The 20,809-nt window shown below is 69.6% G+C and carries 16 protein-coding genes; 8 read left to right on the top strand and 8 right to left on the bottom strand.

What is annotated here, in order from left to right:
• Positions 1-116 precede the first annotated feature (116 nt).
• Entirely contained in the window at positions 117-2,015 is a 1,899-nt protein-coding gene (locus AC0L6F_RS11040) for an APC family permease (protein ID WP_473537937.1), read from the top strand.
• A gap of 82 nt (positions 2,016-2,097) precedes the next feature.
• Here AC0L6F_RS11040 and trxA read toward each other — a convergent pair whose 3' ends face one another.
• From trxA to AC0L6F_RS11020, 4 genes are all read right to left on the bottom strand, one after another.
• A complete protein-coding gene (gene trxA, locus AC0L6F_RS11035) occupies positions 2,098-2,421 on the bottom strand; it encodes a thioredoxin (RefSeq protein ID WP_259610847.1) in 324 nt (107 codons plus the stop codon).
• Between the two features lie 70 nt (positions 2,422-2,491).
• Entirely contained in the window at positions 2,492-3,490 is a 999-nt protein-coding gene (gene trxB, locus AC0L6F_RS11030) for a thioredoxin-disulfide reductase (RefSeq protein ID WP_274636646.1), read from the bottom strand.
• Between the two features lie 104 nt (positions 3,491-3,594).
• Complete coding sequence (murJ, locus tag AC0L6F_RS11025; protein ID WP_473537936.1) at positions 3,595-5,190, bottom strand: murein biosynthesis integral membrane protein MurJ; 1,596 nt, start codon at positions 5,188-5,190, stop codon at positions 3,595-3,597.
• Positions 5,187-7,553: a DUF6049 family protein gene (locus AC0L6F_RS11020; protein ID WP_473537935.1), complete on the bottom strand. Its 2,367-nt coding sequence runs from the start codon at positions 7,551-7,553 to the stop codon at positions 5,187-5,189. Before AC0L6F_RS11020 ends, murJ begins: the two co-directional genes overlap by 4 nt.
• Before the next feature lie 117 nt (positions 7,554-7,670).
• Here AC0L6F_RS11020 and AC0L6F_RS11015 point away from each other — a divergent pair, with 117 nt between their 5' ends.
• Together AC0L6F_RS11015 and AC0L6F_RS11010 are read left to right on the top strand one after the other, a co-directional pair.
• Positions 7,671-9,305, top strand: coding sequence for a DUF7059 domain-containing protein (locus AC0L6F_RS11015; RefSeq protein WP_473537934.1), 1,635 nt, complete (start codon positions 7,671-7,673; stop codon positions 9,303-9,305).
• Between the two features lie 10 nt (positions 9,306-9,315).
• Entirely contained in the window at positions 9,316-10,743 is a 1,428-nt protein-coding gene (locus tag AC0L6F_RS11010; protein ID WP_473537933.1) for a CCA tRNA nucleotidyltransferase, read from the top strand.
• A 13-nt stretch (positions 10,744-10,756) separates the two neighbouring features.
• Here the strand turns inward: AC0L6F_RS11010 and AC0L6F_RS11005 are convergent, their stop codons facing one another.
• From AC0L6F_RS11005 to AC0L6F_RS10990, 4 genes are all read right to left on the bottom strand, one after another.
• Entirely contained in the window at positions 10,757-11,362 is a 606-nt protein-coding gene (locus AC0L6F_RS11005; RefSeq protein WP_259613278.1) for a response regulator transcription factor, read from the bottom strand.
• A complete protein-coding gene (locus AC0L6F_RS11000; RefSeq protein WP_473539994.1) occupies positions 11,359-12,546 on the bottom strand; it encodes a sensor histidine kinase in 1,188 nt (395 codons plus the stop codon). The genes AC0L6F_RS11005 and AC0L6F_RS11000 overlap by 4 nt, the downstream gene beginning before the upstream one ends.
• A gap of 421 nt (positions 12,547-12,967) precedes the next feature.
• Positions 12,968-13,789: an ABC transporter permease gene (locus tag AC0L6F_RS10995; protein ID WP_259610845.1), complete on the bottom strand. Its 822-nt coding sequence runs from the start codon at positions 13,787-13,789 to the stop codon at positions 12,968-12,970.
• Positions 13,786-14,787 (bottom strand): ABC transporter ATP-binding protein, encoded by a 1,002-nt coding sequence (locus tag AC0L6F_RS10990; RefSeq protein ID WP_473537932.1) that lies wholly within the window; start codon positions 14,785-14,787, stop codon positions 13,786-13,788. Before AC0L6F_RS10990 ends, AC0L6F_RS10995 begins: the two co-directional genes overlap by 4 nt.
• Positions 14,788-15,003: 216 nt before the next feature.
• Here AC0L6F_RS10990 and AC0L6F_RS10985 point away from each other — a divergent pair, with 216 nt between their 5' ends.
• The 5 genes from AC0L6F_RS10985 (at position 15,004) to AC0L6F_RS10965 (ending at position 20,778) form a co-directional block, all read left to right on the top strand.
• On the top strand, positions 15,004-15,906 hold the full coding sequence (locus tag AC0L6F_RS10985; RefSeq protein WP_274636639.1) for an ABC transporter substrate-binding protein: 903 nt from the start codon (positions 15,004-15,006) through the stop codon (positions 15,904-15,906).
• A gap of 3 nt (positions 15,907-15,909) precedes the next feature.
• Positions 15,910-16,902: an amino acid ABC transporter permease gene (locus AC0L6F_RS10980; protein ID WP_435526185.1), complete on the top strand. Its 993-nt coding sequence runs from the start codon at positions 15,910-15,912 to the stop codon at positions 16,900-16,902.
• Between the two features lie 44 nt (positions 16,903-16,946).
• Positions 16,947-17,699, top strand: a complete 753-nt coding sequence (locus tag AC0L6F_RS10975) for an amino acid ABC transporter ATP-binding protein (RefSeq protein WP_274638486.1) — start codon at positions 16,947-16,949, stop codon at positions 17,697-17,699.
• Between the two features lie 298 nt (positions 17,700-17,997).
• Positions 17,998-19,635: an ABC transporter substrate-binding protein gene (locus AC0L6F_RS10970; RefSeq protein WP_473537931.1), complete on the top strand. Its 1,638-nt coding sequence runs from the start codon at positions 17,998-18,000 to the stop codon at positions 19,633-19,635.
• Between the two features lie 66 nt (positions 19,636-19,701).
• Positions 19,702-20,778: an ABC transporter permease gene (locus tag AC0L6F_RS10965; protein ID WP_274636637.1), complete on the top strand. Its 1,077-nt coding sequence runs from the start codon at positions 19,702-19,704 to the stop codon at positions 20,776-20,778.
• Positions 20,779-20,809 lie beyond the last annotated feature (31 nt).

Here is a 20,809-nt window from a genome sequence, read left to right as displayed (position 1 = left end):
GACGAATCGCGCGGGCAGTTGGCCCCACGACGGCCCGACACGGGCGTACCGTGGGCACCGGCGACCCGCCCGTGAAGACGGGCCGTGACATCGAATCGCATGAGGATGTGTCACAGATGAGCAGCGCGCGCACGGAACCGGAGCCGATCACAGGAGCATTCGAGACCACGGATGCCGGGCTCAAACGCAGACTCTCGTTCACCCAGCTCCTTCTGCTCGGGGTGAGTGCGCAGATCGGATCGGGCTGGCTGTTCGGCGTGCTCGCTGCAGCCGGGGTGGCCGGTCCCGCTGCGATCCTGTCCTGGATCATCGCCTCGGTGCTGGTGTTCCTCATCGCGCTGACGTATCTCGAGCTGGGCGCGATGCTGCCCCGTTCGGGTGCGATCGTGCGGTACACCTACCTCACGCACGGCGCCCTGTCGGGCTGGATCATCGGGTGGGCCTACTGGCTGTCGGTGGTCTCCATCCCGCCGATCGAGGCCGAGGCGACGCTGACGTACATCGGCGGGCGGTTCCCGGATCTCCATCTTCTGACCAAGGTCGACGGCGTGGACGTGCTGAGCTGGCCCACCGGCATCCTCGCCGGCTTCGTGCTGATGCTGCTCTTCTTCGCCCTGAACTTCTTCGGGGCCCGCTTCCTCGCGGAGTCGAATCGCTGGGTCACGCTGTGGAAGATCGCCCTGCCGACGCTGACGTTCATCTTCCTGTTCTTCATCCTCAAAGGCAGCAACTTCACCAGCTACGGCGGATTCGCACCTCTGGGAGTACCCCCGATCTTCCACGCCATCGCGACCACCGGCATCATCTTCTCGCTGCTCGGCTTCCGCCAGGCGCTGGACTTCGGCGGCGAGGTCAGAAATCCGCAGCGCAACGTGCCCCTCGCCACGATCGGATCCATAGCGATCCCGGCTGTGATCTACACGCTGCTGCAGGTCGCTTTCATCGGCGCGATCAACTGGGCCGATATGGGGCTCGCCCCCGGCTCGTGGGACCAGCTCGTCTCCGGAGGCTGGGCCGATGGACCCTTGTTCCACGCGCTCGACTCGGCGAATATGGCGGCCCTGGCCGCTCTCGGCACCTTCCTGCTCATCGACGCGGCCGTGTCGCCGCTGGCGACCGGCTGGGTCTACCTGGGTACCGGAGCCCGCACCGGCTACGGGCTGGGTGTGCACCGCAACATCCCGAAGGCGTTCACCAAGAACAACCGATTCGGCATCCCGTGGCTGCCGCTGATCGTGTCCACCGTGGTCGGCTGCGTGTTCTTCGTGCCGGCGCCCAGCTGGTATCAACTGGTCGGATTCATCAGCTCGGCGGCGGTACTGACGTACATCATGGGCGGGGCGGGACTGCCGGTGCTGCGACGGACGGCGCCGAACCTGAAGCGGCCGTTCCTGCTGAAGGGCTTTCGCTTCTGGTCGCCGATCTCGTTCCTGGCCGCCGTCCTCATCCTGTACTGGAGCGGATTCTCGACGCTCACGAACGTGATCACCGCGACGTTCATCGGCCTGCCGGTCTTCACCGTCTACTTCGCGTGGAAGCACAAGTGGCTGAACGCCGTCACCAGCATCATCATCAGCGTGGTGTTCTTCGTGCTGTGGATCTGGGTCGCTGCCGCCGGTGGCTGGGTGCTGACCACGAACGGCGAGCAAAGGCCGGGCGGCTGGCCCTTCCCCGTCTACTACATCGCCTTCTGCGTGCTGATCATCGCCTTCTGCACGGCGGTCTGGGTGGCCGGCACCCGCGAGGCACGACGGCACGTGCAGGCGAACTGGTGGCTGATCTGGCTGCTGCTCGCGTCGCTGCTGGTCGGCTACCTCGGGGAGTACGGACCGATGGAGCATCCGGCTCTCGGATTCCCCTGGGGAATGCTGGTCGAGGTGGCGGTCGGACTCGTCGCGTACGTGTGGGCCATCCGATCGGGGTTCGCCACCGACGAGATCAAAGACATCGTCGCGGTGTCCGCTGCGGAGGACGAGCGACGACTGGCCGCGGATGCCGAGGCCGACGGCGCCTAGCGAGACGCGTGGAACGACAGAAAGCCCCCGCGGTCCGCCTCGGATTCCGGCGGCGGATGCGGGGGCTCTCGCAGAGAGGAACTCAGCCCAGGTAGGCGGCCAGATCCTGCTCGAGGGCGAACTTCGGCTTGGCGCCGATGATCGAGGTCTTCACCTCACCGCCCTGGAACACCTTCATGGCCGGGATCGACGTGATCTGGTACTTCATCGCCAGATCGGGGTTCTCGTCCACGTTGAGCTTGAGCACCGTGATCTTGTCAGGGTTCTCGGACGCGATCTCGTCGAGCACCGGCGAGACCATGCGACACGGACCGCACCACGCGGCCCAGAAGTCGACGAGTACGGGGCCGGGCGCCTCCAGGACGTCCTGCTCCCAGGTGGCGGATGTGGTCGCCTTGGCGGTCATGTCTCTCCTTCGATGGAAGTCTGTCGGTATGTGAAACGCCGGTCGCGGCGGGTTTGTTCCTCGTGCGCTCTCAGGCGACGCCCGCGTCGACGGTCACCTCGGGGCGCCCGCCGATCTCATCGGCGTCGGCCTCGGGAGCGCCGGCCTCACCCAGCGCGGCGAGATAGTGCTCGGCATCCAGTGCCGACACGGTGCCCGAGCCGGCCGCCGTGACCGCCTGCCGGTAGGTGGGGTCGATCACGTCACCGGCCGCGAACACACCGGGGACCGACGTCCTCGACGACCGTCCGTCGACCCAGATCGTGCCCTCGGGCGTCAGATCGAGCTTGTCGTGCACGAGATGCGTGCGCGGGTCGTTGCCGATCGCGACGAACACGCCGGTGACCGGCAGTTCCCGAGTGGAGCCGTCGACCGTGGAGCGCAGCAGCACGCCGGTCACGGCATCCTCACCGAGGATGTCGGCCACCTCGCTGTTCCACACGAACTCGATCTTCTCGTTCGCGAATGCGCGCTCCTGCATGATCTTGGAGGCCCGCAGTTCGCTGCGACGGTGGATGACGTAGACCTTCGACGCGAACCGGGTGAGGAACGTGGCCTCCTCCATCGCGGAGTCACCGCCGCCGACGACGGCGATCTCCTGCTCGCGGAAGAAGAATCCATCGCAGGTCGCGCACCAGGACACCCCGTGCCCGGACAGGCGCTGCTCGCCCTCGATGCCGATCTTGCGGTACGCCGATCCGGTCGCGAAGATGAGCGCCTCGGCCTCTTCGACCTTGCCGCTGCCGAGGGTGACGCGCTTGATCGGGCCGGAGACATCCAGTTCCACGACATCGTCGTACGAGATCTCGGCGCCGAACTTCTCGGCCTGCTGCTGCAGCTTCGTCATGAGCTCGGGGCCCTGGATCCCCTCCGGGAACCCGGGGAAGTTCTCCACCTCGGTGGTGTTCATCAGCTCGCCGCCGATATCCACCGAACTGGCCACGACGAGTGGGCTGAGGTTGGCCCGCGCCGCGTAGATGGCGGCCGTGAAGCCTGCCGGTCCGGAACCGATGATGATGAGCTGACGCACGGTGTCTCCCTGTCTGCAGACGGTGCAAGACCGCCTGGATGCCTCAACACATCGTAACCGTGCGGCATTCCGCGTCGGCGCCGCACCTTCCGCTGTGCGAAACGTCAGCGACGGACGAATCGCCGCGCCAGCGCGAGGGCGGGGCCGAGCTCGGGTGCGCGCAGCAGCGCAAGGAAGACGCCGTACACCGCGACGGCGACCAGGCCGATGAGGGCAGCGCCGACGGCGCCGAGCACCCTGCTGGCAGTGGTCCAGCCGTCCACGCCGCCGGTGAGCAGGAACACGCCCCATCCGGCGAGGCCGGCGGGGATCGCCGCGGCGATGAAGCGGCCCAGCGCGGGGATCCACGATCGGGCCCCGAGGTCGCCGATCTTGCGGTGCAGCAGCCACGTCGCCAGGACCAGCTGCACGATCGCGGCCCCGGACTGCGCCAGCGCGAGCCCCGCGGCGATGAACTCGAGCGGGAGGGCGGCGCCGGCCGCGACAGTCGCGCCGATCACGATGGCCGCCTGCACGATAGTGAACAGGAACGGCGTGCGCGTGTCGTTGTACATGTAGAACGTGCGCTGGATGGTGAACTGCACCGCGTTCGGGATCAGCCCCACCAGGAAGCAGACCAGGACGACCGCGGCCGCCGAAGCCTCGCCGGCGGTGGTGGAGAACAGGCGTGAGGCGGGGACGGATGCCGCGGCCAGCGCGAACGTCGAGATGACGATGAACACCCCGAGGGTGCGGATGCTGCGGCCGATGTCGGCGCGCACCTCGTCGTGACGGCCCGCGGCGGCGTGCTCGCTGAGCCGGGTGAAGTAGGGGGTGCCGATCGACAGCACGATCAGCGAGTACGGGATCATGTACAGCAGCCAGGCGTTCTGCGTGGCCAGGATGCCGGGGTAGTCCTGGCTTGCCCCGGACAGCACCATCGACTGCACGACTCCGGCGAGCTGGCCGAGCAGGACCATGAGGAAGGTCCAGCCGGCCAGCCGTCCGATCCGGCCGAGGCCGACGCCGCGCCACCGGAAGTCCAGGCGCACGCGCAGGTGCGCACGCGGCCAGAAGGCGGCCAGGATCAGGGCCTGGACGAGGATGCCGGCGGTCGCGGTGCCGCCCAGCAGGGCGACCATTCCCGGCGTCCACTCCAGCGAACTGCCGGTCGGGCCGAACATCAGGATGAACGCCGCGAAGCCGGCGATCGAGACGATGTTGTTGACGATCGGCGCCCAGGTGAACGGGCCGTACACCCGTCGGGCGTTCAGCGATTCGCCGACGAGGGCATAGAGGCCGTAGAACAGGATCTGCGGCAGACACCAGTATGCGAACGCGGTGGCCAGTGCCCGCTGCTCGGTCGGGAATCTCCAGCCGTACAGCTGCACCAGCAGCGGCGCGCAGACCATGGCGATCGCGGTGACGCCCAGCAGCGCCACGGCGCCGAGGGTGAACAGCTTGGAGATGAACGCGGTGCCCCCGTCGGGGTGAGACGCGGCCTGCACGATCTGCGGGACCACGACGGCTGCCAGCAGCCCGGTCGAGATGATCGCGTAGATGTTATTGGGCAGCTGGTTGGCCAGACCGAACGCGTTGCCGGCCGCCGAGACCTGCCCGCCGACCGCTGCGACCAGGACGATCTGCCGAAGGAAGCCGCTGAGCCGCGAGACGACGGTGCCGGCCCCGATCAGGACGCTCGCGCGCCCGACGCTGCTCACGTGGCCTCCCGGTCATCGTGGGTGTGCTCGTCATCCGACGCGTTCTCGGCGGCGGCCTCGGGGGCGGCGCGCCGGCGGCGGGCGATGACGGTGCGGATCAGGCCCAGCACGAGGAACCCGCCGATCGCGATGCCCAGGGCGGTCAGGCCAATGGCCTCCCACTCGGCATGCACATTGACCGTGACGCTCTGTGAGGACCCGATGCTCACGCCGGTCGGGCTGTACAGCTGCAGATCGAGGGTCACCTCGCCGTTGCCGATCTTCGCGCGGACCGGCACGGTGACGCGGGTGGTGCTGCTGGCGTGCGCGACCACCGAGGTCGTGTTCTGGACTTCCAGGCGCAGGTCGTCAGGACGGGTGATCAGGGTGAGGTTGACCGGCCACGGCAGGTCGTTGCGGACGCCGAATCCCAGGTTGGCGACGGTCCCGGCCAGGTTGATGTTGCTGCTGGGGGCGATCGAGACCGCGGCCAGCGTGGTGCGGGTCGCCTCGTGGTGCGCCGCGATGGCGGCATCCCACCCCGCGGCATCCTCGATCCAGCCGCCGCCCATCAACTGCAGGATCGAGGCGCGCTCCGGCCCGGTCAGCAGCGCGGGGTCGGTCAGGATCGAGGCGAACGACCCGAGCGTCCGCTCGCCCTCGGTGAGCTGGGAGAGCGCGGTCACCCGCTCGGGGTGGGGCGTGGCATCCGCGATCGTCACCGGCCGCGCGGGCGCGGCGGTGAGGTCGGACAGCGACGCGCTGCGGGTGCTGGGCGCGCGGCCGACGGCCTCGACGGCGGCGGACAGTCCGAGGCCCGATCGCAGCACCGACCGGTCGACGACGACGAGCACCGGCGTGGTGGGCGACGTGTCGGCGGCGAGCTCGAGATAGCCGGTCGCCGCGGCCAGCGACGTGCCGCGCACGGCCGGGTCTTCTTCGGTGGATGCCGTGCGCAGCGCGTCCGATGCGGCCGAGTCATAGACCAGCAGGTCGGCGTCCCCGGCGGTGGCGTGCGCGGGGATGGCGCCGGATGCCGTCGCGCCAGAGGTCGTGTCGGAGGGCACGAGGGTCAGCGCCCGCGTGGCGTCGGTGGACAGCGCGCCGAGCGCGGCGACATCCTTCGGCCCGGCCGTCCCGGAGAGGGGCCAGGTGACGGCGTCGCGCGTGTTCCCGCCCAGGTATTGCAGCGCCTCGAGCGTCGGATAGACCGGCTCGTTCGGGCCCGTCGTCGCGGTCGGGGAAGGGGTCGGCGACGCGGTGTCCACGGACGCGGGTCCGGCACTGGCGCCCGTGTCGGCGTTCGCACCGGAGTCGGCGTCGGGGAGGAAGTCGGCCGGCTCCATGTAGGACTGCAGGGATGTCGGGGCCAGCAGGGTGCTGCGGCCGTCGGTGGTCTGCACCGTGACATCCGCGTCGCCGAACTGCAGCGCGAACCGCTCGTTCGGAAGGGCGTCGAGGCGGTCGAGCCAGTCGCGCGCCGAGTCGGGCGCCGACGTGCCGAGGACCCGGATCGCGGCGGGGATCGCGGGATCGATCGCGAGGATCGCCGAGGTGCCGGCGACGGAGTTCAGCTCGGTGGACAGCGCGCCGTCCAGTGCGGTGAGCGCGGCCAGTTCGTCGGAGGTCAGCAGTCCCGCGCTGAGCGGACCCGCCGTGATGGGCACGACCAGCCCGACTGGGGTGCGCTGCTTCGCATCCTCGTCCGGCACGACCACCACGCTGGTCGGGGTGCGCGCCTTCGACGCCCCGGCGATGGTCGCCGCCAGCGGGTAGACCCCGGGCTTCAGGCCCGTGAGGGCCTTGTCGTCGGCCGGCACTGTGATCATGGTGCGGCCGACCGTGCCGGAGTCGACCGGGTCGATCGTGCCGGTGCCGATCGTCGTCATCCTGCCGGGCGCGGTGCCGTCGGTCAGCCAGGCGGTGAGCGCGGCGCGGGTCGTGATCGGCGCGGTGCCGAGCCGGAGGGTCACATCGGAGGCGGCCACCGAGTAGCCGGTGCCGTTGCGCAGCGCCGCCCAGGTCGACAGGGGGCGATCGGTGCGCAGAATGCCGTCCGCGGTGGGCGAGACGAACGCCTCGAGCTTGCCCGAGAGGGTGGGGCTCGGAGCGGGTGTGGGGGTGTCGTCCGCGGCCTGCGCCGGGCCGGCCGCGAGGGCACCCAGCAGGGCGGCCGTCGCCGCGAGGGCGGCGCCGAGCCGGCGCCGGGCGGTGCCGGCTCGGCGCGGTGGCCGGGTGGCGGGCGACGTGCCGGTGGCGCGTGCGTGACGACGGCCAGAGCGAACGGGCTCTCGTGCGGTCGGGTCACCGCTGGCGCGCGGGTCGACGCGAGGCGGGGGCGGCTCGGTCTGGGACGCGCGCGTGACGGGATCAGGACGGGTCACGGACATGGTGGTTGGCGTGCGCACGCCGCGCGGCATGCGAACAGGTGCGATTCTACGGGGGACGGGCTCTGCGCTTCCCGAGCGCGCGCCGGCGCACGGGCGCGGTTGAATGGAAGGATGCCGCAGCCTGAACCCGATTCCGACCCGACCCGAGAGCCCGCTCCCGCGTCCAGAGGCGAGCCCGGTCGCGCGTCCGGAGGCGAGCCCAGCCCCGAGCTCTGCCGGGCGCTCGCGGCCGATCTGGACGACGCCGGGTATCGCACCGACCGGCTGCGCACGGCCTGGGGGACGGATGTCGACGGGTTGCTCGGCCGCGGACCCGCGCTGCCGGCGCGCCGGCGCCTGGTGGCCGACCCCGGTCCGCTCGCATCGATCGCCCTGCTGTTCGGCCTCGGGGACGAGATCGGCGCGGACGCGGCATCCGCCGCCTTCCCCCGCACCGGGATCGACGGGCTCGTCGCGCTCGGGATCGCGGCGCGGGACGGCGATCTCGTCCGCGCCCGCGCCCTGGTGCGTCCGCAGGCGTTCGCGGACGCGACCGGCGACGACGAATGGTGGATCGCCAGCGACCTCGACGAGGCTGCGATCGGCGGCCCGCTGCCCGAGGACCACGTGCTCGGGGTGGGCGGCGCGTCGCTGACGCTCGCCGGCATCCAGCTGCCCGGACCGGTGGATCGGGCGCTGGACGTCGGGACCGGGTGCGGCATCCAGGCGCTGCGGGCACGGCGGGCTGCGGCATCCGTCGTCGCCACCGACGTCTCCGAGCGGGCACTGAGGTACACCCGGCTCAACGCGCTGCTGAACGGGGTGACGGGCATCCAGACCCGATCGGGTGACCTGTTCGCGCCGGTCGCCGGCGAGCGATTCGACCGGGTCGTGTCGAATCCGCCGTTCGTGATCACCCCCCGCGCGACGGGCGTGCCCGCGTACGAGTACCGGGACGGTGGGCGCGTCGGCGACGACCTGGTCGCCGAGTTCATCGCCGGCGTCCCGGCGGTACTCGCGCCCGGCGGGACCGCGCAGCTGCTCGCGAACTGGGAGAGCCGCGACGGCCGGACCGGGCTGGAGCGCGTCCGGGCCTGGGTGGAGGCCGCACCCGAGCCGCTGGACGCGTGGGTCATCGAGCGCGAGCTGCTGGACCCGGTCGCCTACGCCGAACTGTGGATCAGGGATGCCGGGACCCTGCCGGGCACGACGGCGCACGACGCCCTGCTCGGCGCCTGGCTCGACGACTTCGCGGCGCGCGGCGTCCAGGCGATCGGATTCGGCTACGTCCTGCTGCGCCGGCCGTTCGGGCACGGGCCGACCCTGGCGCGGTACGAGCGGGCCACCCAGCCGGTCGCCGAGAGCGGCCTCGGCCTGCACCTCGGTCAGGCACTGGACAGGCACGACCGGCTGGCGCTGCTCGATGACGCCGAATTGACGGCATCCGTCCTGACGGTCGCCGCGGACGTCACCGAGGCACGGCACCATCTGCCCGGAGCCGAGGCGCCGAGCGTGATCGAGCTGCGCCAGGGCGGCGGACTCTGCCGGACGATCGAGGTCGACCCGGCACTGGCCGCACTCGTCGGCGCGTGCGACGGCGACCTGGCCGTCGGCCCGCTGATCGGCGCCATCGCCCAGCTGCTCGAGGTGGACGAGTCGGCGCTGTGCCCGGACCTGCTGCCGCGGGTGCGCGAGCTGACATTCTGCGGATTCCTCGACTTCGCGGCGGATTCGCCCACAGATGATGGCGTCGCCCACCCCGGTTAGGCTGGAACCCATGCTCAAGATGGCCGACTCCGTGGCGCGCCTGGACGCGCTGGCCGCATCGGACCCGGTCGATCGCCTGGCGCGCGCCTTCGCCGCCGCGGGCCGAGAGCTCGCCCTCGTCGGCGGACCCGTGCGTGACGCCCTACTCGGTCGCGACACCCACGACCTCGACTTCACCACCGACGCGAAGCCGGACGAGATCCTGCGGATCGTCACGCCGATCTCGACGGCGCGCTGGGATATCGGGCGCGAGTTCGGCACGATCGGCGCGCGCGTGTCGGGCGAGCAGGTGGAGATCACCACCTACCGTGCCGACAGCTATGACGGCACGACCCGCAAGCCGGTGGTCGCGTTCGGCGATCGCCTGGAGGGCGACCTGGTGCGCCGCGACTTCACCGTGAACGCGATGGCGCTGCAGCTGCCCGGCAAGCGGCTCGTCGACCCGACGGGCGGGGTCGACGACCTGATGCGTGAGGTCCTGCGCACCCCGATCGATCCGCGGATCAGCTTCGGCGACGACCCGCTGCGGATGCTGCGGGCCGCCCGCTTCGCCTCGCAGCTCGAGTTCACCGTCGACCCGGACACGGTCGCGGCCATCGAAGAGCTGCGCGAGACGATCCAGATCGTGTCGGCCGAGCGCATTCAGGGCGAGCTGCTGCGACTGCTGGCCACCGGCGACCCGGGCCGCGGCATCCGTCTGCTCGTGGAGACCGGGCTGATGGCGCAGTTCCTGCCGGAGGTGCCGGCGCTGCGGCTCGAGGTGGACGAGCATCATCACCACAAGGACGTCTACGAGCATTCGCTGACCGTGCTGCGGCAGGCGATCGAGCTCGAGCAGCAGCGGCATCCGGACCAGGCGCCTGACCTGCCGCTGCGGCTGGCGGCGCTTCTGCACGACATCGGCAAGCCCTCCACCCGCAAGCTCGAGCCGGGTGGGGCGGTCACGTTCCACCACCACGACATCCGCGGCTCCCGGCTGGCGCGCAAGCGGCTGCGCGAGCTGCGGTTCGACTCGGCGACCATCGACACCGTCACCAAGCTCATCGAGCTGCACCTGCGGTTCTTCGGCTATGCCGAGGGCGCATGGACGGATGCCGCGGTGCGCCGGTACGTGCGCGACGCCGGGGACGAGCTCGAGCGGCTGCACATCCTGACCCGGGCCGATGTGACCACGCGCAACAAGCGCAAGGCGCGCATGCTCGCATCGGCATACGACGACATCGAGCAGCGCATCGACGAGCTCGCCGCGCAGGAGGAGATGAACGCCATCCGCCCCGAGCTGGACGGCAATCAGATCCAGGAGATCCTGGACATCCCGCCCGGGCGCGAGGTGGGCGAGGCATACCGGTTCCTGCTCGACCTGCGTCTGGATGAGGGGATGCTGGGCCCGGACGAGGCCGAGCGGCGCCTGCGCGCGTGGTGGGCCGCGCGCGGCTGACGGCTGAGCCGGGCTAGAGCCAGCCGTTGCCCTCGGCGATGCGGGCCGCGTCGGCACGATTGCGTCCGCCGGTCTTGCCGATCGCGCTGGACAGGTGGTTGCGCACCGTTCCCTCGGACAGATGCAGGATGCGGGCGATGTCGGCGATCGAGCCGCCCGCCCGCGCGGCCTCGAGCACGTCGGTCTCGCGCTCGGTCAGCGGGGAGTCCCCCTGGGCGAGCGACTCCGCCGCCAGCACCGGGTCGACCACGCGCAGCCCCTGAGCCACCCGGCGCACCGCGTCGGCCAGCTGGGCCGCCGGGGTGTCCTTGACGACGAAGCCGGAGGCCCCGGCCTGCATCGCGCGCTTCAGGTATCCGGGCCGCCCGAACGTCGTGACGATGAGGACGCGGCATCCCGGCATCACCGCCCGCAGCTGCGTGGCGGCGGCGATGCCGTCGATGCCGGGCATCTCGATGTCGAGCAGCGCGACATCGGGGTGGGATGTCTGCGCCGCCGCGACGACCTCGTCGCCGCGTCCGACCTCGGCGACCACGTCGATGTCGGTCTCCAGAGCCAGCAGCGCCGACAGCGCCCCGCGCACCAGCGCCTGGTCGTCGGCGATGAGCAGACGGATCACAGCATCACCTTCAGGCTGAAGCCGCCCAGGTCGCCGCGGCCGATCGACATTCTGCCACCGGCGGCCTCGACGCGCTCACGCAGCCCGGACAGTCCGGTCGACGACGCGCCGGACGCCACCGGCCCGACGCCGTCGTCGGCGATCTCGATCTCGCGTTCGCCGATCCGCACCTCGCACCGTCCCGCTCGGGAGTGGCGGACGACGTTCGTCACCCCCTCGCGGATCACCCACGCCGCAAGCTCCCGTCGCGCGGCGGGCACGGCATCCGTGGCCCGCGGAAGCTCCGCGGCGATCCCGGCCGCGTGCAGGGCGACCCGTGCCGCGGCCAGCTCGCCGCTGAGGGTCACGCCTCGCGAGCCGGCGACGGTCGCCCGCACGTCGGCGAGCGCCCCGCGGGCGAGCGCTTCGATCTCGGTGACCTCGGCTTTGGCGCGGGCCGGGTCGGCGTCGATGAGACGGGATGCCAGCTCGGACTTCACGGTGATCACGGTCAGCGAGTGCCCGAGGATGTCGTGGATGTCGCGTGCCATCCGGCCGCGCTCACGTTCCGCGGCCATCGCCTCGAGCTGATCCTGGGTGGCGCGCAGCTGATTCATCGCCGCGAGCGTGCGGGCGAACGAGGTCATCATGAGCGAGATCGAGAAGGTGATCGCCGGCACCCAGAAGTCGTCTTCGGCCCACCCGTCCAGCAGGAAGCCGAACCAGCCCGCCAGCAGCGTCAGCCCGGTGATCGCCGTCAGGGTGAGCGGCCACGAGACCACCATCATGCCGAGGGCCACCCCGACGTAGGTCCACAGACCGCGCACACCCCAGGACAGCCACGGGAACATCGTGAACGACAGGGCGAACAGCCCGACAGTCAGCAGCAGTCGGGTACGGGTGCCCGCACCCCACCCCAGGGGGACGACCACGAGGAAGCCCACGGCGTACGCGACGAGCGCGGCGATGCCCAGGACGGCCGAGGTCGTCGCCGCCGCCTCGGCCATGATCTCCTGCCCGGCGCTGATCAGCCAGAGCAGGGCGATGATTGCGCCGAAGTACCAGCTGACCGCGCCGCGGGAGCAGAGCCGCTGCGGCAGCGGGGTGACCGAGCGGGGACCGAGCGCTGCCGCGCGCACGGGCCAGGGCGGTCCGCTGAAGGGATCCGGCCGCAGCGCGGGGGTGCGGGGCGCGTCCTCGTGCATGAACTTCACCTTAGATCGTGGGCCGCGGTGCGCCGAGTGCGCCGAGGTTGTCCTCGGTCGCGCGAGGTTGTGCTCGGTCGCGCGAGGTTGTGCTCGGTTCCGCGAGGTTGTGCTCGGTCGCGCGAGGTTGTCCTCGGTCGCGCGAGGTTGTGCTCGGTTCCGCGAGGTTGTGCTCGGTCGCGCGAGGTTGTGCTCGGTCGCGCGAGATTGTCCTCGGTGTCTCGAGATTGTGCCCCCGTCCGCGGACGATCTCGGCGGACGGAGGACAACCTCGGCGGACGGAGGACAATCTCGGCGGACGGAGGACAATCTCGGCGGACGGAGGACAATCTCGGCGGACGGAGGACAATCTCGGCGGACGGAGGACAATCTCGGCGGACGGAGGACAACCTCGGCGGGGGCGGGGCTCGGAGGGGGCGGGCTAGACGCGCTTGGTGTCGCGACGGAACAGCAGCGCGGTGCCCACGATGAACAGGCCCAGCCACAGCAGGACGTTCAGCAGGGCGCCGAGGTCGAATCCCTCGCCGGTCAGGGGAGCACGGCTGAGCTCTCCGATGCCGAACACGGGTGTCCAGGCCGCGACATCCTGCAGCACCGGCGGCATCATGCTCACCGGGTAGAACAGGCCGCCGATGAACGCGAGGAACACGATCACCAGGCTCGTCAGCTGCATGGCGTTCTCGCCGGGCACCAGGTAGCCCATCATCAGTCCCAGGGTCGTGAACACCGCCGACCCGAGCAGCCAGGCGACCAGCGCCGACACGATCCACTGCGACCCGCTCATGTGCACGCCGGTGAAGGCGCCGGCCAAATAGGTCGCCACGATCGCGACCAGGCCGAACACCATGCCGCCGACCACCTTCGTGGCCACCGCCGCGACCGGCGACAGCGGGGTGAGTCGCAGCTGGCGACTCCACCCGAGCGAGCGCTCCACCGCGACGGCGGCGCCGGATGCCGTGGCCGACATCATCGCCCCATACACGGCCATCGACACCATGAGGTAGGCCGCGACCGACAGCCCGCCCTGATCGATGGGGTGTCCGTCGATCAGGGGGGTGTTGCGCTGCGGGTAGCCGACCATGAAGTACATGGCGACCGGGAAGATCACGGTGAACACGAGCGTGCGGTAGTTGCGGAAGCGGCGCTTGAGCTCGAGCCCCAGGAAGCGCAGGTTGAACCCGCCGAGCGGCGGAACCTTCCGCTCCAGGCTGACCCGGCCCTGCGGGGTGGCGGTGACGGTCATCGCTGGTCTCCTTCGATGGATGCTGTGGATGCTGTGGACACGGTGGATGCGGCGGAAGCGCCCGCCCCATCCGAGGTGAGCGCGAGGAACACGCTCTCCAGGTTCTGCGACGAGATCTCCAGGTCGCGGGCCTCGGTGGTGGTGAGCAGGTGGCGGGCCAGGGCGTCCGAGTCGGACGTGCCGATGACCACGCGCTCACCCTGCACCTCGACATCCTTGACCCCGGGGACGGCCGCGAGGGCCACCGGGTCGGCGCCGGGCAGGGTCGCACGGACGATGCGGCCGGACACGAGGTTCTTGATCTGGGCGGCCTGCCCGTCGGCGACGATCCGGCCGTGGCTCATCAGGACGATGCGGTCGGCGTAGGCATCCGCCTCTTCCAGGTAGTGCGTCGCGAACAGGACCGTCCGGCCCCGACCGGCGTCGGCGCGGATGGCCTGCCAGAACGCGCGACGGCCCTCGACATCCATGCCGGTGGTCGGCTCGTCCAGGATCAGGACGCCCGGGTCGCTCAGCAGCGCCATCGCGAACCGCAGCCGCTGCTGCTGCCCGCCCGAGCACTTGCCGACCATCCGGTCGCCGATGTCGCGGATGCCGGCCCGCTCGAGCACCTCGTCCACCGGCCGGGTGTCCGAGAACAGGCTCGCGGTCAGCTCGACCGTCTCGCGGACGGTGAGGTCCTTGAGCAGCCCGCCAGTCTGCAGCACCGCCGACACGTAGCCGCGCGAGATGGCGCCGCGCGGCGAGGTGCCGAAGACGCTGATCTGGCCGGTGTCGGGCTGGCTCAGGCCCAGGATCAGGTCGATCGTCGTGGTCTTGCCGGCCCCGTTCGGTCCGAGGAAGGCGACGACCTCGCCCGCCTCGACGTGGAGATCCACCCCGTCCACGGCGCGCACGCGCCCGAAGCTCTTGGTCAGTCCGGTCGCCGCGATCGCCGGCGGAAGGGCGGCGGATGCGGCATCCGTCCCGATGCGTTCTGTCAGTGCTGTCGATTCCATGTCTCCATGCTCGGATGCCGCGCCCCGATGCCCCGCACACTCCCGTCACGTTCCGCCCATGACATTCGTCACGAGATCGTGTCTGCCGCACCAGACACGAAGAGACCAGATCGTCACCTGGCGACGGTTCGGGTGTACATAGACTTCAGGGGCCGGCAACGCCCGATGTGCCGGAGCAGTCCCCTCAGCGAAGAGGAAAGGCAAGAAATGCGAAGGATGCTCGTTCTGCCGGTAGCGCTCGCCGCGGCAGCGCTGCTGCTGACCGGTTGTGTCAACAACCAGGCCGCAGAGAACCCCGGGTCCAGCGGCGGTGGCGAATCGGCCTCGAACCCGTACGGCGTCACGAAGGACGACGCGCTGGCCAAGCTCCTGCCCAGCAAGATCGCCGACGCCGGCTCGCTGCAGATCGGCACCGACCCGACGTACGCCCCGAACGAGTCCAAGGACGACACCGGCAAGATCGTCGGCTGGGACATCGACCTGGGTGATGCCCTGGCGGCCAAGCTGGGGGTTTCGACGGTGTACGTCGAGTCGAAGTTCGACAACATCATCCCGTCGATCACCGGCGGTCGATACGACATGGGCATCTCGTCGTTCACAGACACCCTCGACCGCGAGAAGCAGGTCGACTTCGTCAACTACTACAACGCCGGCATCATGTGGGCGTCGAAGAAGGGCGAGACGGTCGACCCGAACAACGCGTGCGGGCTGAAGGTCGCCGTGCAGGCCGGGACCACCGAGGATCTCGACGAGCTGCCGGCCAAGTCGAAGGCGTGCACGGATGCCGGCAAGAAGGCGATCGAGGTGTTCAAATTCGACGGGCAGGATCAGGTGACCAACGCCCTGGTGCTCGGTCAGGTGCAGGCGATGAGCGCGGACTCGCCGATCACGGAGTACGCGATCCATCAGCAGTCCGACAAGATCCAGGCCGCCGGGACCACGTTCGAGGTCGCGCCCTACGGCTTCGCACTGCCCAAGGGCGGCGAGATGACCCAGGTCATCCAGAAGACGCTGCAGGCGCTGATCGACGACGGCACGTACAAGAAGATCCTCGACAAGTGGGGCGTGGCCTCGGGGGCGGTCACCGAGGCCGCCGTCAACGCCGCCTCGAAGCAGTAGCCGATGAGTGAGAGCGAACGCCCCGGCCCGGCGGGCGGTGAGCCCGCCGAGCCGGGCGCCCGACCCCCGAGCACCGCGAACATCCCGGTGGAGCGGGCCGAGACGATCCGTGCCGTGCCGCAGAAGCACCCCTGGCGGATGACCATCGCCGTCGTCCTCGTCCTCATCGTGCTGCTGTTCATCCTCGACGCCGCCCAGCGCGAGACGTTCCAGTGGGACATCGTCGGCAAGTACCTGTTCGACGCGCGGGTCACGCAGGGCGCCATGGTCACGCTCGCTCTGACCGTGACGGCGATGATCATCGGCATCCTGCTGGGTCTGCTGCTGGCGGTGATGCGGCTGAGCCCGAACCCCGTCGTGAAGTGGATCGCGTGGGCGTACCTGTGGGTGTTCCGCGGGACACCGGTGTACGTCCAACTGGTGTTCTGGGGGCTGATCACCCTCATCTACAAGACGATCAACGTCGGCATCCCCTTCGTGCACACCTGGGCGGTCATCCAGGTCGAATGGGTGCCGCCGCTGTTCCTGGTCGCGATGGTGGGCCTCGCGCTGAACGAGTCGGCGTACATGGCCGAGATCGTGCGGGCCGGGCTTCTGTCGGTGAACCCCGGTCAGGAAGAGGCGGCGACGGCGCTCGGGATGCCGTGGGGCAGGACGATGCGTCGCATTGTGATCCCGCAGGCGATGCGGGTGATCATCCCGCCGACCGGCAACGAGGTGATCTCGATGCTGAAGACCACGTCGCTGGTGGTGGCCGTGCCGTTCTCGCTCGACCTGTTCGGCCGCACCAGCGACATCTCGGCGCGGCTGTTCGCCCCGATCCCGCTGCTGATCGTGGCGTCGCTGTGGTACCTGTTCTTCACGTCGGTGCTCATGGTCGGCCAGTACTTCGTCGAGAAGCGGTTCGCCCGCGGAACCGACCGGAACCGGCCGGCGATCGCGCTGGAGGGCCCCGCCGTCGAAGCGGTGGGCATCGAGATCGGAGGCAAGGGATGACCCCGTCCGACGCCGCGACGGCGACCCCGACGGCGACCCCGCCGATGGTCGAGGCCGTCATGGTCTCCAAGAGCTTCGGCTCGCACGAAGTCCTCAAATCCATCGACCTGCGCGTCGAGCGCGGTCACGTGACCTGTGTGATCGGGCCCTCGGGTTCGGGCAAATCGACGTTCCTGCGGTGCATCAACCACCTCGAGGTGGTCAACGCCGGCCGCCTCTACGTCGACGGCGACCTGGTCGGGTACCGCGAGAAGGGCGACAAGCTCTACGAGCTCAAGCCGAGCGAAGCCGCCCGGCAGCGTCGCGACATCGGCATGGTGTTCCAGCACTTCAATCTCTTCCCGCACATGACGGCGCTGGAGAACGTGATGGAGGCGCCGATGCAGGTCAAGGGCGTGTCCCGGAAGGATGCCGCGGCCCGCGGCCGCGACCTGCTGGCGCGGGTGGGGCTCAGCCAGCAGGCGGGGCACTACCCGGCGCAGCTGTCCGGCGGGCAGCAGCAGCGGGTGGCGATCGCGCGTGCGCTGGCGATGGATCCGAAGCTGATGCTGTTCGACGAGCCGACCAGTGCGCTGGACCCTGAACTGGTGGGCGAGGTGCTCGATGTGATGCGCGAACTGGCCGCGACCGGGATGACGATGGTCGTGGTCACGCACGAGATGGGCTTCGCGCGCGAGGTGGGCGACCAGCTCGTGTTCATGGACGGCGGCGTCGTGGTCGAGGCGGGCGATCCGCACCAGGTGCTGGCCGATCCGCAGCATGAGCGGACGAAGGCGTTCCTCTCCAAGGTGCTCTGACCCCGGCATCCCGCGCCCGCTCGAGTGCCCCCGCGCCGCCCTCTCTTCGCCGAAATCGTACGATTTGGCCGAAACCACATCAAACCGGGCCAAAACTGATGTGCACTCGGCCAGATCGTACGATTTCGGCGGCGCGGGAGGCCGGGCGCGGCGGACGGCGCATGCGCCTGCATCGAGTTGCTATCTGGTCACGAATCGTTGCGGCGATTGCCGGATGCCGCGCCCCGCGGGGAGGATGGGAGCACAGTGGCCGCGCCACCCCGCGCGGCCGTCTCTCTTCGTATCAGAAGGATGAACCATGGCATTGCAGACATCCACGCGCGGGCGCGTGCTGTTCGCGCTCGGGGCGCTCAGCGTCTCGGCGATCGTCTTGGCCGGCTGCGCCGGTGGTGGCGGCGGCAACAACAACGGCGACGGCGGGGGCAGCGCCTCCGAACCGCTTCTGGTCGGCACGACCGACAAGATCACGTCGATCGACCCGGCCGGTTCGTACGACAACGGATCGTTCCAGGTGATGAACCAGGTCTATCCCTTCCTGATGAACACGAAGTACGGGTCGGCCGATGTCACGCCCGACATCGCCGCGTCGGCCGACTTCACCACCCCCACGGAGTACACGGTCAAGCTCAAGCCGGGTCTGAAGTTCGCGAACGGCAACGACCTGACCAGCTCGGACGTGAAGTTCACGTTCGATCGTGTGGTCAAGATCAACGCGGCGGACGGGCCGGCATCGCTGCTGGCCAACATGGACAGCGTCGACGCGCCGGATGACACCACGGTCGTGTTCCACCTCAAGCACGCCGACCAGACCTGGCCGCAGGTGCTGTCCAGCCCCGCCGGCCCCATCGTCGACGAGCAGACGTTCTCGGCCGACAAGGTCACCCCCGACGACGACATCGTCAAGGGCGAGGGGTTCGCCGGCCAGTACAAGATCACCTCGTACAAGGTGAACCAGCTGATCAACTACGTGCCCAACCCCGACTACCAGGGCGAGCTGGGCGCCGCGGCCAACAAGGGCATCACCGCGAAGTACTACGCGGATGCCTCGAACATGAAGCTCGCGATCGGCAACGGCGACATCGACGTGGCCTACCGCAGCCTGTCGGCCACCGACGTCGCCGACCTCGGCAAGAACGACAAGGTCCAGGTCGTGAAGGGACCGGGTGGCGAGATCCGCTACATGGTCTTCAACATGGACACGATGCCGTTCGGCGCGAAGGCGCCCGAGGCTGACCCGGCCAAGGCGCTCGCCGTCCGCCAGGCGATGGCCGACCTCATCGACCGCGACAAGCTCGCCACCGAGGTCTACAAGGGCACCTACACCCCCCTGTACTCGTTCGTCCCCGAGGGGCTGACCGGTGCGACCGACGCGCTGAAGGGCATGTACGGCGACGGCAACGGCGGACCGTCGCTCGACAAGGCCAAGCAGGCACTGCAGGCCGCCGGAGTGACGACCCCGGTGACGCTGAACATCCAGTACAACGGCGAGCACTACGGCCCGTCGTCGGCTGACGAATACGCCGCGATCAAGACCCAGCTCGAGAACGGCGGGCTGTTCAAGGTCAACATCGCGCAGACCGAATGGGTGCAGTACTCGAAGGACCGCACCAGCGACGTCTACCCGATCTACCAGCTGGGGTGGTTCCCGGACTTCTCCGACGCCGACAACTACCTGTCGCCGTTCTTCACCAAGGACAACTTCCTGAAGAACCACTACGACAACCCGGACGTGCAGGCGCTCATCTCGAAGGAGCAGACGGACGCCGACCCGGCGACCCGCAAGACCGACATCGAGAAGGTGCAGGAGCTGGTCGCGAAGGACCTCTCCACGCTCCCGATGCTGCAGGGCGCGCAGATCGCGGTCGTGGGCAAGGACGTCAAGGACACCACCCTCGACGCCTCGTTCAAGTTCCGCTACGCCCCGCTGCACAAGTAGGCGCCATGAGGTCGCGCCCGGCCCCGATGCGGCCGGGCGCGACCCGCGTCTGAGTAAGGTTCACGCATGACCACTGTCGTCGAAGAAGCCGATCTCGTCGCCAAACCGGTTCGAGCGAAAAGCGGCGGACTCTGGCGGTTCATCCTCGTCCGCCTGCTGATGATCATCCCGACGGTGTTCATCCTCGTCACCGTCGTGTTCTTCCTCATGCGACTGACCGGCGACCCGATCACCGCGGCCCTGGGCGGCCGGCTCACCCCCGACCAGCTCGCCCAGCGCATCCATGAAGCCGGCTACGACCGCCCTCTGGTGGTGCAGTACTTCGAGTACCTCGCCGGGGTGTTCCGCGGCGACTTCGGCACGACGCTCACCGATCATCAGAAGGTCACGACGATCCTTCTGCAGTACGGATCGGCTACCCTCGAGCTCGCCTTCTACGCCCTCATCGTGGCGTTCCTGCTCGGCATCCCGTTCGGTCTTCTGGCCGCGTACAAGCGCGACCGCTGGCAGGACGCCCTGCTGCGCGTGGCCGCGATCCTCGGCTACGCGACGCCCATCTTCTTCATCGCGATCCTGCTCAAGCTCGTCTTCGCGGTGCAGTTCAACATCCTGCCCGTCTCCGGACGGGCCGGCACCCGCACCGAACTCGCGTTGCAGAGCCTGGATCATCCCACCGGCATCTACCTGATCGACGCGATACGGCTGGGGAACCCGGATGCCGTGGCCGACGTCCTCTGGCACGCAGTGCTGCCGGGGCTCGCACTGGGCATCCTCACCGCCGGCATCTTCCTCCGGCTCGTGCGCATCAACGTGATCGGCACCCTCGGTTCGCAGTACGTGACCTCGGCCCGTTCGCGCGGAGTGGGCGAGTATCGGCTGGTGACCACGCACGCCTACCGACCGGCGCTGATCCCGGTGGTCACCCTGATGGGCCTGCAGATCGCGGCGCTGCTGGCCGGTGCCGTGCTGACCGAGACGTCGTTCGAATGGAAGGGTCTGGGATTCATGCTGGCGCAGTATCTCGGATCCCGCGACTTCGTCGCGGTGCAGGGGATCGTGATCATGATCGCCGTCGTGGTCGCCGTGGCGAACTTCGTCGTCGACGTGCTCGCCGTGCTCATCGACCCGCGAGTGAGGTACTGAGATGTCGGCCTCTGAAGACCCCACCCCGACC

The sequence above is a fragment of the Microbacterium sp. G2-16M genome (assembly GCF_055809115.1).
This window is presented reverse-complemented; position numbering and strand designations above follow the sequence as displayed.